At 71.6% G+C, this 14866-nt stretch carries 12 protein-coding genes; 5 read left to right on the plus strand and 7 right to left on the minus strand.

What is annotated here, in order from left to right; all coding sequences use genetic code 11:
* Positions 1–98: 98 nt before the first annotated feature.
* The 3 genes from BM290_RS09355 to hrpA form a co-directional block, all read right to left on the minus strand.
* Positions 99–848 (minus strand): LamG-like jellyroll fold domain-containing protein, encoded by a 750-nt coding sequence (locus BM290_RS09355; RefSeq protein ID WP_093612068.1) that lies wholly within the window; start codon positions 846–848, stop codon positions 99–101.
* Positions 849–913: 65 nt separating this feature from the next.
* Positions 914–1288: a DUF6401 family natural product biosynthesis protein gene (locus tag BM290_RS09360; RefSeq protein WP_093612070.1), complete on the minus strand. Its 375-nt coding sequence runs from the start codon at positions 1286–1288 to the stop codon at positions 914–916.
* Positions 1289–1369: 81 nt separating this feature from the next.
* The gene (gene hrpA, locus BM290_RS09365; protein WP_093612072.1) at positions 1370–5272 is read right to left on the minus strand and encodes an ATP-dependent RNA helicase HrpA; all 3903 of its coding nucleotides are present in this window, start codon (positions 5270–5272) and stop codon (positions 1370–1372) included.
* A gap of 127 nt (positions 5273–5399) precedes the next feature.
* Between hrpA and BM290_RS09370 the strand changes: the two genes are divergently transcribed.
* Positions 5400–5774: a response regulator gene (locus BM290_RS09370; protein ID WP_093612074.1), complete on the plus strand. Its 375-nt coding sequence runs from the start codon at positions 5400–5402 to the stop codon at positions 5772–5774.
* A 7-nt stretch (positions 5775–5781) separates the two neighbouring features.
* On the opposite strand, the gene BM290_RS09375 is transcribed toward BM290_RS09370, so the two are convergent.
* Both BM290_RS09375 and gsmA read right to left on the minus strand, forming a co-directional pair.
* On the minus strand, positions 5782–8124 hold the full coding sequence (locus BM290_RS09375) for an ATP-binding protein (protein WP_239143214.1): 2343 nt from the start codon (positions 8122–8124) through the stop codon (positions 5782–5784).
* Between the two features lie 22 nt (positions 8125–8146).
* Positions 8147–9247 carry a sporangiospore maturation cell wall hydrolase GsmA gene (gene gsmA / locus BM290_RS09380; RefSeq protein WP_093612076.1) on the minus strand — a complete coding sequence of 367 codons (1101 nt, stop codon included), beginning with the start codon at positions 9245–9247 and terminating at the stop codon, positions 8147–8149.
* Between the two features lie 179 nt (positions 9248–9426).
* Here gsmA and BM290_RS09385 point away from each other — a divergent pair, with 179 nt between their 5' ends.
* Both BM290_RS09385 and BM290_RS09390 read left to right on the plus strand, forming a co-directional pair.
* On the plus strand, positions 9427–10341 hold the full coding sequence (locus tag BM290_RS09385; RefSeq protein ID WP_093612078.1) for a phosphatase PAP2 family protein: 915 nt from the start codon (positions 9427–9429) through the stop codon (positions 10339–10341).
* A gap of 266 nt (positions 10342–10607) precedes the next feature.
* Positions 10608–11132, plus strand: coding sequence for a YflT domain-containing protein (locus BM290_RS09390; protein WP_093612468.1), 525 nt, complete (start codon positions 10608–10610; stop codon positions 11130–11132).
* A gap of 250 nt (positions 11133–11382) precedes the next feature.
* Here the strand turns inward: BM290_RS09390 and BM290_RS09395 are convergent, their stop codons facing one another.
* Complete coding sequence (locus tag BM290_RS09395; RefSeq protein ID WP_093612080.1) at positions 11383–12174, minus strand: SigB/SigF/SigG family RNA polymerase sigma factor; 792 nt, start codon at positions 12172–12174, stop codon at positions 11383–11385.
* A gap of 245 nt (positions 12175–12419) precedes the next feature.
* Between BM290_RS09395 and ppgK the strand changes: the two genes are divergently transcribed.
* Both ppgK and BM290_RS09405 read left to right on the plus strand, forming a co-directional pair.
* Complete coding sequence (ppgK, locus tag BM290_RS09400; protein WP_093612082.1) at positions 12420–13223, plus strand: polyphosphate--glucose phosphotransferase; 804 nt, start codon at positions 12420–12422, stop codon at positions 13221–13223.
* 12 nt (positions 13224–13235) lie between these two features.
* On the plus strand, positions 13236–13700 hold the full coding sequence (locus BM290_RS09405) for a PPOX class F420-dependent oxidoreductase (protein WP_093612084.1): 465 nt from the start codon (positions 13236–13238) through the stop codon (positions 13698–13700).
* Positions 13701–13851: 151 nt separating this feature from the next.
* Here BM290_RS09405 and BM290_RS09410 read toward each other — a convergent pair whose 3' ends face one another.
* Complete coding sequence (locus BM290_RS09410) at positions 13852–14439, minus strand: hypothetical protein (RefSeq protein WP_093612086.1); 588 nt, start codon at positions 14437–14439, stop codon at positions 13852–13854.
* Positions 14440–14866 lie beyond the last annotated feature (427 nt).

Raw genomic sequence — 14866 nt, forward strand, 5'->3', positions numbered from 1 at the left:
TGGCCCGCCAGGAAGGGGGCCGTGGCGGCGCACGGCCGCAGATGACGACGATGCCCGGCACCGCGGGAATGCGGTGCCGGGCATCGGCGTCGTGGCGGTCAGCCCAACTGGACGTAGATGTCGTCGATCTGGCCGTGGTACATGTCGCTGTCCTTGGCGAAGTTCGGACCGCCGATGCGCAGCGGCATCGCGTTGTCGACGGCGACGGTCTCCGGGACTGCGGTCCGGCCGCCGGCGGTGCCGTCGACGGAGATGGCGAGGGTGCCGCCGGCGCGTTCGCAGACGATGCGGTGCCAGTTGCCGTCGGCGACCGAACCGGCGGACAGGACGGAGAACTTCTGGCCGGTGGTACGGGCGACGAGCACGCACTGGGCGCGCCCGCTACGGCCGGTGACCTGCATCTTCCACTGGCTCTGGGCGTCGGCGACGCCCTTCTGCATGACGTTGGCGTTGCCGTTGAGCTGGCCGGTGGTCAGCCGTACGCTGGCCGCCCATTTGAAGTTGCGGGTGCCCGGGTCGAGGTCGGCGTCGTCGGGCGCCTCGAGCAGGGCCTTGCCGCAGGTGGCCGCGTCGGCGGCGCAGATGCCGGGGAAGGCGGCGAACCGGTTGGTGCCTTCGCTGTTGATGGCGACCTGCCCGTTGGCGGAGCCGCGAATGGTGAGGGCGGCTCCGCGCCCGGAGAGGTCGGAGATCTTGCCGGCGTTGGCGCCGCCGTCGAAGTTGTAGCGGGCGACGATGGCCGGGCCGGCCGGGTCGTCTTCGGCAGGGTCGCCGGCCGCCAGCGCGGGAGAGCTGAACAGGGGCAGTGCGAGCAGTGCGGTCAGGGCCGAGAGCCTGAGGATCTTCATGGAAACAAGATGGACTATTGGGCGGTTTCGTGCACTATTCGCCCGAAAATGTAGATCTAACGGGGTCAGAGAAGTCCCTCGGACTCCGCGATGAGGCAGACCGCGGCCAGGCGCAGCAGCGGGAAACCGGCGGCCAGCCAGTCGGCGCCGGACATCGGGGCGAAGCCGGGGTCCGGCAGCGGACGGCCGATCCGGACGGCGCCGGCGGCGAGCGACCGGGCGTAGGCGGCGAGGCCCTCGGCGTCGAGGGAACGACCGGCGTCGCGGAGCGCGTCCCGGACCGCGGCGGCGTGCTGGTCGAGGCGGGCGAGCAGGGCGGGCTCGGCGAACGCGGCGGTGAGGCCGTCGACGCCGACCCGGGCCATCATCTCGTCGAGGTAGGCGCCGGCCGGACGGGCGGTGGCGACAGCGGCGGCGAAGGTGAGGCTCTCGTTCGTCATGCCGAGAAACCTAATGGGCGCCGTACGGCCACGACAGAGGCGTGACCGAACGGCACCGAGGGTGCACCGAGTAGCAACCGACTACAGCGGAAGAGCGTCCATGGCCTTGAATATGCGCTTGTCAGAGACGGTGTAGGCGGTCCCGAGAGCCTGTGCGAAGTAGTTGATCCGCAGCTCCTCGATCATCCAGCGGATCTCCCGCAATCCCTCCTCGGCGGGACCGTTCGCGGGTGCGGAGTTCCTCAGTTCGCGGTACTCCGCCTCGATCTCGTGAATCTGCGTGGTGAGCTGACGGTCGCGTCCGAGGCTGCCGCCGAGCCGGTCCAGCCGGTGCACGATGCCCTTGAGGTAGCGGGGCATCTGGTGCAACTGCCGCCACCCGGTCTCGGTCACGAACCCGGGATGGACCAGCCCCTTGAGCTGCTGCCGGATGTCGGCGAGGGCGGGCAGCATCGCCGGGTCCCGCAACGACTTGAGGCGCTGCTCGACGTCGTACGCCGTGGAGAGCACCGCCTGCACCTGGGTCACCACGTTGGCGACCGCGTCGACCAGGTCCTGCCGCACGGTGTCCCGCAGCGACGCGAACTCGACCGACGACCACACCGGTCCACCGGCCTCGGCGACGAGCCGGTCCACGGCGGCGCCCGCGCAGTCGTCGAGCAGATCGGCGATCGACCGGTACGGGTTGGCCCGCGACAGCTCCAGCTTGGCCCGGTTGTCGAGCCGCCCCTGCAGGAACCGGGCGGCCGGCGGCAGGGTGAGCATCAGCAGTCTCCGGGTGCCGGCGGCCATCGCGACCCGCTGCGACGCCTCGTCCTCGAAGACCCGGATCGCCACGCTGTCGCCCTCGTCGACCAGGGCCGGCCACACGTTGACCTGGTAGCCGCCACGCACCTGGGCGACCCGCCGGGGCAGCGCCCCGAAGTCGTTGGCGGTGATGCCACGTCGTTCCAGGTTGCCGGCCGCCTTGGAGATGGTGGCCTGCACCTTGGGCGCCAGTTGCCGGCGCAGCACGTCGAGGTCGCGGCCCTCGCCGACGGTCTCGCCGGCCTCGTTGACGACCCGGAAGTTCATCCGCAGGTGGTCGGGCACCTGGTCGGGCCGCCACGCGTCGCGCGGGACCACGGTGCCGGTGAGCCGCCGCAGCTCGTTGCCGATGGCGTCGGGCAGCGACCCGCGCCGGGCCGGCACCCGGTCGAGGACGGCCTCGGCCCAGTCCGGCGCGGGCACGAAGCTGGTCCGCAGGTGTTTGGGCAGGGCCCGGATCAGCGCGATCACGACCTCCTTGCGGAAGCCGGGCACCGACCAGCCGAAGTCGTCGGCGTCGATCTTGTTGATCAGCTCGAGCGCGACGGTCGCGGTGACGCCGTCGTGCGGGGTGTTGGGCTCGAACGTGTACGACAGCGGCATCCGGACGCCGTTGCTGATCCACGCGTCCGGGAAGGCCTGCGGATCGACCGTGTCCCGGCCCGCGTTGACCAGGTCGTCACGGGTGAAGGTGAGCAGGTCCGGGTCGTCGTGGCGCGCCTTCTTCCACCAGCCGTCGAAATGGCGCGCCGACACCACGTCCGCCGGTATCCGGGCGTCGTAGAGCGCATACACGGTCTCGTCGTCGACGGCGATGTCGCGGCGGCGGGCCCTGTTCTCGATCTCGGTGATGCGGTCGAGGAGCCGTTTGTTCTCGGCGAAGAACTTGTGGTGGGTGTCCCAGTCGCCCTCGACGAGCGCGTGCCGGATGAACAGCTCCCGGGACGCCACCGGGTCGACCCGGCCGAATCCGATGCGCCGCCGCGGCACGATCGGCAGGCCGTAGAGCGTGACCTTCTCGAACGCCATCACGGCGCCCATCTTGCGGTCCCAGTGCGGTTCGCTGTAGCTGCTCTTGACCAGGTGCGGCGCGAGTTTCTCGGCCCATTCCGGCTCGATCCGCGCATTGACCCGGCCCCACAGCCGGCTGGTCTCGACGAGTTCGGCGGACATCACCCAGCGGGGCTGTTTCTTGAACAGCGCCGAGCCGGGGAAGATGGCGAACTTGGCGCCCCGCGCGCCGATGTACTCGCGTTTCTCCTGGTCCTTCAGGCCGATGTGGCTGAGCAGCCCGGAGAGCAGGGCGGTGTGCACCGGCTGCGGCGCGACACCGGCCTCCCAATCCTCCTTCAGGGACAGATCGAGGGTACGGGCGACCTGCTTCAGCTGCGAGTAGATGTCCTGCCACTCCCGCACCCGCAGATAGTTCAGGAATTCGTTGCGGCACAGCCGGCGGAACTGGTTGCCGGACAGCTCCCGCTGTTTCTCCCGCAGGTAGCGCCACAGGTTGAGATAGCTGAAGAAGTCCGATTCCTTGTCGACGAACCGGGCGTGTTTCTCGTCGGCCTGCTGCTGTTTCTCGGCCGGGCGCTCGCGCGGATCCTGGATCGACAGGGCGCCGGCGATCACCATCACCTCGGCCAGCACCTCCTGCCGGTCCGCCTCGATCACCATCCGGGCCAGCCGCGGGTCGACCGGGAGCTGGGCGAGCTGCCGACCCATCGGGGTGAGCTTGCGGTCCTCCAGCGCGCCGAGCTCCTCCAGCAGCTTGATGCCGTCGGTGATGTTGCGCCGGTCCGGCGGGTCGATGAACGGGAACTTCTGCAGATCACCGAGGCCCAGATTGGTCATCTGGAGAATGACCGAGGCCAGGTTGGTACGCAGGATCTCCGGCTCGGTGAACTCCGGCCGCTGCTCGAAGTCCTCCTCGGAGTAGAGCCGGATGCAGATGCCGTCGGACGTACGCCCGCATCGGCCCTTTCTCTGATTGGCGCTGGCCTGGGAGACCGGCTCGATCGGCAGCCGCTGCACCTTGAGCCGATGGCTGTAGCGGCTGATCCGGGCGGTGCCGGGGTCGATCACGTATTTGATGCCGGGCACCGTCAGCGACGTCTCGGCGACGTTGGTGGCCAGCACGATCCGGCGCTCGCTGTGCCGCTCGAAGACCCGGTGCTGCTCGGCGGCGGAGAGCCGGCCGTAGAGCGGGACGATGTCGGTGTTGTAGAGGTTCTTCTTGGCGAGCGCGTCGGCGGTGTCGCGGATCTCCCGCTCGCCGGAGAAGAAGACCAGGATGTCGCCGTCGCGGGGCAGCTCGTCGACGGCGTCCGCGATGCCGTCGATCACGTCGCGCGGCTCCTCGGTGTCGTCCTCGGTGACCGTGATCAGCGGCCGGTACCGGACCTCCACCGGATAGGTGCGCCCGGACACCTCGATCACCGGGGCCGGTCTGCCCTCGGCCGAGGCGAAGTGCTGGGCGAACCGCTCGGTCTCGATGGTCGCCGACGTGATGATCAGCTTGAGGTCGGGCCGGCGCGGCAGCAGGTCCTTGAGATAGCCGAGGATGAAGTCGATGTTGAGGCTGCGCTCGTGGGCCTCGTCGATGATCAGCGTGTCGTAGCGGTACAGCATCCGGTCGGTCTGGATCTCGGCCAGCAGGATGCCGTCGGTCATCACCTTGACCATGGTGTCGTCGCTCACCTGGTCGGTGAACCGCACCTTGTAGCCGACGGTCGACCCGAGCGGCCGGTCCAGCTCCTCGGCGATCCGCTCCGCGACCGTCCGCGCGGCGATGCGCCGTGGCTGGGTGTGCCCGATCTGGCCGCGGACGCCCCGGCCCAGCTCCAGGCAGATCTTCGGGATCTGGGTGGTCTTGCCGGAGCCGGTCTCACCGGCCACCACGACGACCTGGTTGTCCCGGATGGCGGCGGCGATGTCGTCCTTGCGGGCGCTGACCGGCAGGCTCTCCGGGTACGTGATACGCGGCACCGACGCGAGGCGGCTCTCCAGCCGCAGACGGGCACGCTCGGTCTCGGCGGCGATCTCGGCGAGCGCCGCCGCACGGGCCTCCTCATCGCGGATGCGCCTGGTCCCGTCGAGGCGGCGCTGGAGCCGCCGCTGGTCACGGGGAAGCAGCTCGGAGATCTGGGCACGCAGGGTGGCGACAGGCGTTATCGACATGGCGGGCCAAGGATAGGCGCAAGCGGCCGGAAACGCCTGGTGATTAACACCGCCCCGTGTCCCGGGGCCACCGTCTCTCGATATATCGGATGACGCCGCACACGCAAACGACAGAACGGGGCCGACGGTGATCGTAGTCGCGGAGGACCACGACGACATCCGGTACGTGCTCAAACGCTCCCTGGAACGGGCCGGCCACCGGGTCGTGGCCGCTGCCGACGGGCGGACCGCGCTGGCGGCGATCCGCGAGCACCAGCCCGACCTGGTCGTCACCGACGTCGACATGCCGAACATGACCGGCCTCGATCTGTGCCGCGCGATCCGCGCCGACGACGCGCTGCGGCACATCCCGATCGTGGTCGCCAGCGGCTCGCTGATGCCCGGCGACAACCTGGCCGAGGACGCGGGGGCCTCGGCCACGCTGCTCAAACCGTTCGTCCCCGCGCAACTGCTGGCGCTGGTCACCCAGTTGCTGCCGCCGCGCGTGCCCTCCGACAGCTAGCCGGACCCTAGTCCTGCCGCTGCGGCTCCGGGACGGGGGCCCGCAGCCGGCCGGGTGTGCTCTCCCCCGCCGGCGCCGGGTCGTGCGGCACGGCGAGGCCGGGCAGGCGGGCCGCCTCCATCAGGGCGGCGCGCTCGGCCAGGGCGCGTTCCAGGGCTTCGCGGACGGCGTCGTCGTCCTGCTGCCCGCTGGTGTCGTCACCGTTCATGTCTCTGTCCTCCGTGATCTCGGCGGCGGGGAGGGTGAACCAGAAGCGCGTACCCCCGCCGGGGTTGTCCATGACGCCGATCTCTCCGCCGTGGCGCTCGACGATGCGCTGGCAGATGGTGAGGCCGAGGCCGGTCCCGGCGTAGCCGGCGGCCGCCTCGGTCCGGTGGAAGGTCTCGAAGACGTGCGGTTTGTCGGCGTCCGGGATGCCGATGCCGTCGTCGGCGATCTCGATCCGCACCCGGCCCGGCCCGGCCGGCCCGCCGGTCACGTCGACGCGGGGCGTGCCGCCGGGACGGACGTACTTGATGGCGTTGCCGATCAGGTTGTCCAGGACGTGCCGCAGCATCGCCGGATCGGCCTGCACCGGGGGCATCGGCTCCAGCGACCACCGCGGCGCCGGCCGGTCCGCGCCCAGCCCGGCGATCCGCTCCTCGAGCACCTCGCGGATCATCGGGGCCGGGTCGACGGCGACCGCCCGCAGCGGGGCGTCGCGGGCGGTGGTGTAGGCCAGCATCGTCTCGATCAGGGCGTCCATCCGATCGACCGCGTGCACGATCCGGCGCAGCCCGTCCCGGATCGCGGCGGACTCCGGCCACCCGTCCGGGACGTCCTCGACCACCAGTTCGGCGTGCCCGCGGATCAGCGCGAGCGGCGATTTCAGGTCGTGGGCCACCACGCCCGCGAAGATCGCCAGGTCGGACTCGTAGCGGCGCAGCTCGGTGATGTCCCGGCAGACCGCGACCGCCCCGTGCTCGCCGGCGCTCGGGTCCAGCGGCCGCCCGTCGATGCTGAGCAGCACCCCGTCCGGCCGGGCCGGGTTGCGGATGACCACCTCGACGCCGTCGGTCGGCTCGCCCCGCAACGCCCGGATCAGCGGCATCTCCTCCAGCGGGAACGGGGTCCGGCCGTCCGGGCGGTAGACGCCGTAGTGCTCCTGCCACTGCTCCGGGCCGTCCGGCCGCTGGGCCACCCCGAGCAGCCGCCGTGCCGCCGGGTTCTCCAGCAGCACCGCGCCCCGCGAGTCCACCACGCTGACCCCGTCGCTGATGGTCATCATGATCGCGCCGAGCAGCTCGGCCTGGCGGCGGCTGGCCGCCTCGGTCTCGCGCAGGTCGGCGGTGGCCGCGTCGACCTGCGCGCGGGCCCGGGCCCGGCCGGTCGCCAGCACGTGCACCAGCCAGGCCAGCAGGGCGGTCAGCACGAGGCCGCCACCCAGCGCCACGGCCGGCAGGTACCAACCGGCGCCGGCCAGTTGCCGGGAGTCGCCGCGGGTCTCCAGGATCCAGTTCTGCCCGGGGCCGACCTCGACGGCGCCGGTACGGGTCAGGTCGGGCTCGCCCTCGCCGGTCCACCGGGCGACGGTGTGCCGGGTCTGGTCCTCGTCGACCGAGATCAGCTCGCCGGAGATCGGCCCCAGCGGGCCGAGGATCTTGTCGAGGAAGGTGCCGCCGCGCAGGCCGGACGCCACCCAGCCGCGGAACTGCGGAGTGTTCTCCCGGGTCCAGACCGGGGCGGCGAAGATGAACGACTGCTGCTGCTCCGCGACCGGTCTCTGCCGGTCACGCATCAGGACGTACGCCTCCGACACGGTCAGCCGGTGCAGGTCCCGGGCGGTGCGCAGGGTGGTGGCCAGCGGCTCGACCGCGCCCGCGTCGGCGCCGGACCGCATGCCGTGCTCGTTCTCGTCGAGCTTGCGCACGAAGACGGCGAAGTAGTGCTCGTCGACGGCGGGGTCGGGACGAAAGGTCAGGCCCAGCGCGCCCCGCGACCGCCACCGCCGCTGCGCCTCGGCCAGGCCGTCGGTGGGCACCGCGACGACGAACGCCACCGGCGCCGCCCCGGGTAGTCCGGCGTCGACCAGCGGCCCGGTCGCGGTGTCGAAGTCCTCCCAGGTCAGCTCCGGGTCGTTGACGATCCCGGCGGCCAGGGTCTCGATCAGCTGGCGGTAGCGCTGCGTCTCGGTGCGGATCGCGGCGAGGGCGGTCTCGTGCCGCTTGTTCATCTCCCGGGCGGCGGTGTCCTGCTGGGCCGAGTAGAGGCCGGAGGCGGTCAGCGCGGTGGCGATCAGTCCGACCAGAAGCACGGAGACGGAGAGCAGCGGACCGGTGGCCCGCCGCGCTCCGTCCGTTCGTCGCCCCACCATACGGAGCGTAAGCCGCTGACTACTTCCAGGTGTCGTACCGGTACAAATCGTAGTTCGTCATGATCTTGGTGATCTTCGGGTAGTACTCCGGGTCGGTCGCGTATCCGGCCTTCCACACCGCCATGATGAACTTGTTCGCGTCCTTGGTGAACGCGAACGCCGGCGCGTACCGCTTGTTGTTGCGCAGGAAATGGCCGTGGTCGCGGAACGAGCGGCCCATCGAGGCGTAGGTGCGGAACGCGTCCGACGTCGCGAAACACTTCCCGGCCTTGTCGCACTCGGTCGTCTCGTAGACGTGGCAGCCGTTCGCGTGCGGGCCGAAGTAGCCGTTCTGGCACTTGATGCCGAAGTAGTTGCGGTCCACCGCGGACAGTCCGCTGCGCCCCCAGCCCGACTCCAGGATCGCCTGCGCGATGGTGACCGAGGCCGGCACCCCGTACTCCCGCCAGCCCTGCTGCGCCCCCGGCACGGCGGCCGCGATGAACTGCTCCGGCGTCAGCGCGGGCGCGACGGGCGCGGGCGCCGCCGGCGGGCAGGCCTTCACCGCCGGCGAGACCACGTAGGCGTGCGACACGTACTGCCCGTCGGTCAGCCGGTCCCAGAGGGTGGTGGTACGGACCGTTCCGGAGACCTTCGCGCCGGGCACCGCGCAGACGATCCGCACGGCCGAGCCGTCGGCGGCCTTACGGACCACCGAGTTGAGCGTCGACGGGCCGCTGCGCACGTTCACCGCGCCGTCCCGGGTCCGGATCTTCCCGGCGACGTACCCCCGGGAGCCCGCCTTCGCCGCACACGACGGGATCGTCCCCGACGTGCGGACATAGGCGTGCGAGATGTAGCGGCCGTCGGCCAGCCGGTCCCACTGGGCGGTGGTACGGACCTTCCCGCTCACCTTCTGCCCGGTCACCGCACAGTCCAGGGTGACGCGCCGGCCGTCCGCGAGCGTGCCCACCACGCTCGCGCTCCAGCTCGGCGCGGACCGTACCTTCAGCTCGCTGTTGACGTCGATCGTCGCGGAGGTCCCGGCCGCCTGCGCGGCAGCGGGTGAACCGGCCAGCCCGGCCCCGGCGGCGAGCACCAGCAGCGTGCCGGTGAGCAGTCGTCGGGTCGTGTGCCTCATGAAGACGTCCCCTTCGTTCCGGCAGCGCCGGAGATATCCGTCGGCATCGGATACGAAGGTCCGCCGCGGGCGTTGCGCCCACCGGGCCCGATCGGGTGCGCGCACGTTGCGGGCGTGCTTGGAAATCGGGCGTACGGGGAAAGGCGTGTCCGCATCGCCAGCCCGCCAGGAGGTCAGAGATGACGGCCGTCGCGTCCCGCCCGGTCACCACCGCAGAAGAAACCACCACGCGCCCGCCGGGAAGCACGTGGCACACCGTCACCCCGCTGCTCGTCGCGGTCCTGGCCGCGGGCGGGGCCTACGCCGTGCACCGGCTGTTCGTCGGCACGCCGCTGGGCCAGGCCATCGACACCGCGGCGCTACGGGGCGGCGACTTCCACCATCCGCAGGTCAGCGAGGTGCTCACCCGTACCCTCGACGCCACCCGCCTCGCCTCGCTGGCGCTGGTCTGCGTCCTGGCCGCCGCGTTCGGCGTGATCCGCCGCCGCCTGGACCTGGCGCTCGCGTCGGTGTTCGTGGTGGTCGCCGCCAACCTGATCACCCAGCAGCTGAAGGCGAACCTGGACCGGCCGCTGCTCGACGACTTCCCGGCCCCCAACTCGTGGCCCAGCGGCCACGCCACCGCCGCCGCGTCGGTCGCGTTCGTGCTGGTGCTGGTCTTCCCGCGGGCGCTGCGCGGCATGGTCGGCCTGGTCGGCGCCGGCTACGTGGCGATCGTCGCGGTGGCCACCGTCTGGGCCGAGTGGCACCGCCCCAGCGACGTCATCGCCGCCCTGCTGATCGTGCTGGCCTGCGGTGCCCTCGCCGTCTTCGGGGTACGCCTGCGCCGCACCGGCCCGTCCCGCCGCATCCACCTGCCGAACCGCCTGGTCATCGTCGCCCTGGCGGCCGCCGGCGCCCTCGCCACCGCGGCCGGCGTGTTCGGCATGGCCTCGGTGGCCCTCTCCGAGCGCGCCCTGCCCGACCTGGTGTCCGGGCGCTTCGCATTCCTCACCGGCACGGCCGGCATCGTGGCCGCCACGGCCGTGACCTTCATCGTCTGGGTCCGGCTGACCGCCGCGGAGCCCGCACCCCTTCAGGGAGGCACCAAATGACCACCTCACCCCACTCCTCCACCCCCTCCGACGCCCCCACCGCCGCCATCCCGGCGGCCGACTCCACCACCGCCGCCATCCCGACGGCTGACTTCCCGACCGCGCCGATCCCGCCGCAGCCGGGTCCGACCGGCTCCACCGCACCCGCCGGCCACGCTGTCCCGCCGGCCTCTCCGGCCTCGTCCGCCTCTCCGTCCCCGCAGGTCCACCCCGTCTCGCCGGACTCCCCTCCGGAAGCGGCCGACGCGTCCGTCACCGGCACTCCGGTGCCGCCCGGCCCCGCCGGCGCGGTCCCCTCGCTGCCCGCCCAGACGACCGGAACCACCCTGACCTCCGGCCCGACCGTCGTGGTCGGCACCTACCCGGACTACGCCCTCGCCCAGCAGGCCGTCGACCACCTGTCGGACAACAAGTTCCCGGTCGAGCGAACGTCGATCGTCGGCACCGATCTCCGCCTCGTCGAGAACGTCCTCGGCCGCCTCACCATCGGCCGGGCGGCCGGCGCGGGAGCGGCCAGCGGCGCCTGGTTCGGCCTGCTGATCGGCCTGTTCTTCGGCATCTTCAGCGACTCGAGCTGGTTGGCGGTCCTCTTCACCACGGTGATCATCGGCGCGGTCTGGGGCGCGATCTTCGGCGCCATCGCCCACGCCGCGACCGGCGGCCGCCGCGACTTCACCTCCCGAAGCTCCCTGCAGGCCGCCACCTACGAGGTCCACGCCGCCACCGAGGTGGCCGACGAGGCCCGAACCCTCCTGATCAGCCTCAACTGGCGGGCCAGCGGCGCAAAATAAACCAACGCAGAGGTACGGACGACCCAGCCCTCAACCGCACCACACCGTCGCGCAGCTCCCCCGCGACGTGATCCCGGCGCAGGACCGGCCCGCGCCCGCCGGGCCGAGTCCCGGCTCACCGTCACCCCTGAAACAGCCGTGGGTGCTGGCCGAGACAAACCGGCCAGCACCCGGCGACGTATCCCGGCCGGCGCTCGGGCTGTGGAACGGTGGCTGAGACAGCTCCGGGGCCGGCCGGTCGCGGCGTGGGTCAGTCGGTCAGTTCGCGGCGCAGCTTGGCCAAGGCCTTGGTCAGCAGGCGGGACACGTGCATCTGGGAGATGCCGATGTCGTCGGCGATCTGGCTCTGGGTCAGGTTGCCGTAGAAGCGGAGCGTCAGGATCCGCTGCTCGCGCTCGTCCAGGGTGGCCAGGGCGGGGCCGAGGGCGACCCGGGTCTCGGCGACCTCGAACTCGTGGTCCTCGCCACCCAGGGTGTCGCCCAGCTCGGTGGTGCCGTCGGCGCTGATCGGCGTGGACAGCGAGGTCGCGTTGTAGGCGCGGGCGCCCTCCAGGCCCTCCAGCACCTCTTCCTCGGTGATCCCGAGATGGGTGGCGATGTCCGGGACGGTCGGCGACCGGCCCAGCGAGTGCGTCAGGGTGGCGTTGGCCTCGGTGATGGCGAGGCGCAGCTCCTGGAGGCGGCGGGGGACGCGGACGGACCAGGTGCGGTCGCGGAAGTGGCGCTTGATCTCGCCGATGATGGTGGGGATGGCGTATCCGGCGAAGTCGACGCCGCGTTCGGGGTCGAACTTGTCGACGGCTTTGATGAGGCCGACGGTGGCGGTCTGGACGAGGTCGTCGGTGGGCTCGCCGCGGCCGGAGTAGCGGTGCGCGAGGTGGCGGGCGAGCGGCAGCCAGGCCTCGATCGCCCGGTCGCGGAGGCGGGAGCGCTGACGCCCGGCCGGTGTCGCGGCCATGGCGGCGAGCAGATCGGAGGCGCTCGCCGACTGCGACGCGACGGCCCCTACGGTATCGACGGTCGGTGATTCCAGCAGTGTCATGAGTGGTCCTCCATCTGACGGGCAGAGAGCCGTGCCCGCACGCGGCGACCGTTCTGAAGTGCAACGCTAGCCGAGAAGGCCACCGATGCCTAGCCGAAAGTATGAGTGACATTACGTGAACCCAGATATCACGCTGCGAATTCATCCTATGGTGTCCGCCCGGCGGGTACCGGGAGACGCTGGATTCGATGTCGGCCCCACGTGGTACACAGCAACAGCGAACGAAACCTGAAGAAGGAAGACGGATGACCATCCTCGGCATCGACATCGGCGGCTCCGGCGTGAAAGGGGCGCCGGTCGACCCGGCCGGCGGCGAGTTGCTCGCCGAGCGGTTCCGTGTGCCCACCCCGCAGCCGGCCGACGTGACAAGCGTCGTGGAGGCGGTCGCTGAGGTGGCCGCCCAGTTCGACGGGTTCGACAGCATCGGCGTCACGTTCCCGGGCGTGGTCGTCGACGGGGTGACCCGCAGCGCGGCCAACGTCGACAAGTCGTGGCTCGACGCGCCCGCCGCCCGCCTGTTCACCGAGCGCCTCGGCAAGCCGGTGACGGTGCTCAACGACGCCGACGCGGCCGGGGTGGCCGAGGTCGCGTTCGGCGCGGGGCGCGACCAGTCCGGGCTGATCATGATGCTGACCTTCGGCACCGGCATCGGCAGCGCCCTGTTCCTGGACGGGGTGCTCCTGCCCAACACCGAGCTCGGCCATCTGGAGCTGGACGGCGGCGACGCGGAGCTGCTCGCCTCCGACCGCGCCCGGGAGAGCGAGGACCTGAGCTGGGAGCAGTGGGCGGCCCGGGTCGAGCGCTACCTGCGTCACGTGGAGATGCTGCTCTCCCCGCGCCTGTTCATCGTCGGCGGTGGCGTCAGCAAGAAGTCGGAGAAGTTCTTCCCGCTGCTCGACATCCGTACCCCGATCGTCCCGGCGACACTGCTCAACAACGCCGGGATCATCGGCGCCGCGATCGCCGCCGGTCAGGCGGCCGCCGGCCCGGGCGGTCAGCATCCGGGCGCGATCCCGGTCGACGCCGCAGCGCCGGCCGCGCACGCCTGAGAGGAGTCCGTCATGGCACGCACCATCGCGACGAACAACCGGGTCGCTCGCGACGAGCTGATCGAGTTCCTGCGTCCGCGGCACCGCGCGATCCTGCTCACCACCCGTAAGGACGGGCGCCCGCAGTCGTCGCCGAACACGTGCGGCGTCGACGCCGAGGGCCGGATCGTGATCTCCAGCTATCCGGAGCGGGCCAAGGTGGCGAACATCCGCCGCGACCCCCGGGTGACCCTCACCGTCCTGTCCGACGAGTGGAACGGCCCGTGGGTCCAGGTCGACGGCGTCGCCGAGGTCATCGACCTGCCCGACGCGGTCGAGCCGCTCGTCGAGTATTTCCGGTGCATCTCCGGCGAGCACCCGAACTGGGACGAGTATCGCCAGGCGATGCGTGACCAGGGTAAATGCCTGATCCGGGTGACCGTCGAGTCGTGGGGCCCGATCGCCACGGGCGGCTTCCCGGCCCGGCTGGCCGACTGACGCCGTACCCCGGGGAGAGACAGAGAGAGGCCGCAAGGCCGGCGCCCAGGAGGACAGGGAGGCGCCGGCCTTGCGGCCTTCGGACCCTCCCGTTTCCGGCGGGACCGGGCGGTCGCGTGTTTCACCCGGCCCCCGGGAGGGGGTGCTGAATTCAGGCCGCCAGGGGGGTGCGGTCCTGCTCAGCGTCGAGGAGATAGAGGAGCGTGTCGCGGTGCATGGCCGCGATCGGCTCGAGAAGGTCGGGGTGCCGCAGCAGGGCCGCGGCGTCCCGGTCGCGGGCGTCGGGCTGCAGCAGGCGGCGGAACTCGGCGGGCAGCCCGGTGGTGGCGGTACGCCGGGCGTGCGGCCGGGGCCGCTGGTCGGGGACCGGCATGGCGGCGATGACCGCGTCGACGCCGCGGCGGGCCAGCAGCGGGTCGGCGAGCAGGCAGGCCGCCCAGCTGACGACCACCTCGTCGACCCAGGTGCGCCAGCCCTCGCCGTCGGCGTACTCGTCGTCGGGCTCGCTGCCGGCTTTCCAGTCGAGGACGGCGGAGCCGCCGGGACCGGCGATCGCGACCAGCGCGGCGTCGATCTCGGTCGGGTAACGCAGCCAGGCGGCGACCGTGATGGCCTGCCGGGCCTGCAGCTCGGCGAGCGTGTGCGCCACCGTGTTGGACTCGCCGCCCGGGTAGGCCCGCGCCAGCCAGTGGGTGCTGGCGGCGATCACCGGGGACAGTGCGGTGGACGGTCCGGCCACGTTCGATCTCCTCCCTTCGCGCGCTTGCCGGGTCGTCGGCTCGCGTCGAGGGTTAACTCGGTGGCTCGGGGACGCTCTTGAGCCGGGTTCCTCGATGGCAACGCAGCGCAACCGACGCACTCCCGTGGTCATGGCACGCGGGGGCCGTACGGCCTCGGGGGTCGTCGACCGGTGGCGGGGCGAACCGTGAGCGGACCGCGCCGGTGAGACCGGCGAGATGGCCGCGGCGCGGCCGGAGAAGATGAACGCCTGTTGCGGACAGGTGAAATTGTCGTGTTCTCCGGCGGCGGAGGGCCGCGTCCGGATGCGCCGCGGGGTGGGCCCTCCGGTAGGTTGGACGCAGCGGCGATCGGCCGTTTCAAAAACTCCACTGCGGAGAAGTCATAGAGACGCCGGCGGTGGTTTTCCCGGTCGCCGAGTCCTCCTG

The sequence above is a fragment of the Actinoplanes philippinensis genome (assembly GCF_900113015.1).
Lineage (GTDB): Bacteria > Actinomycetota > Actinomycetes > Mycobacteriales > Micromonosporaceae > Actinoplanes > Actinoplanes philippinensis.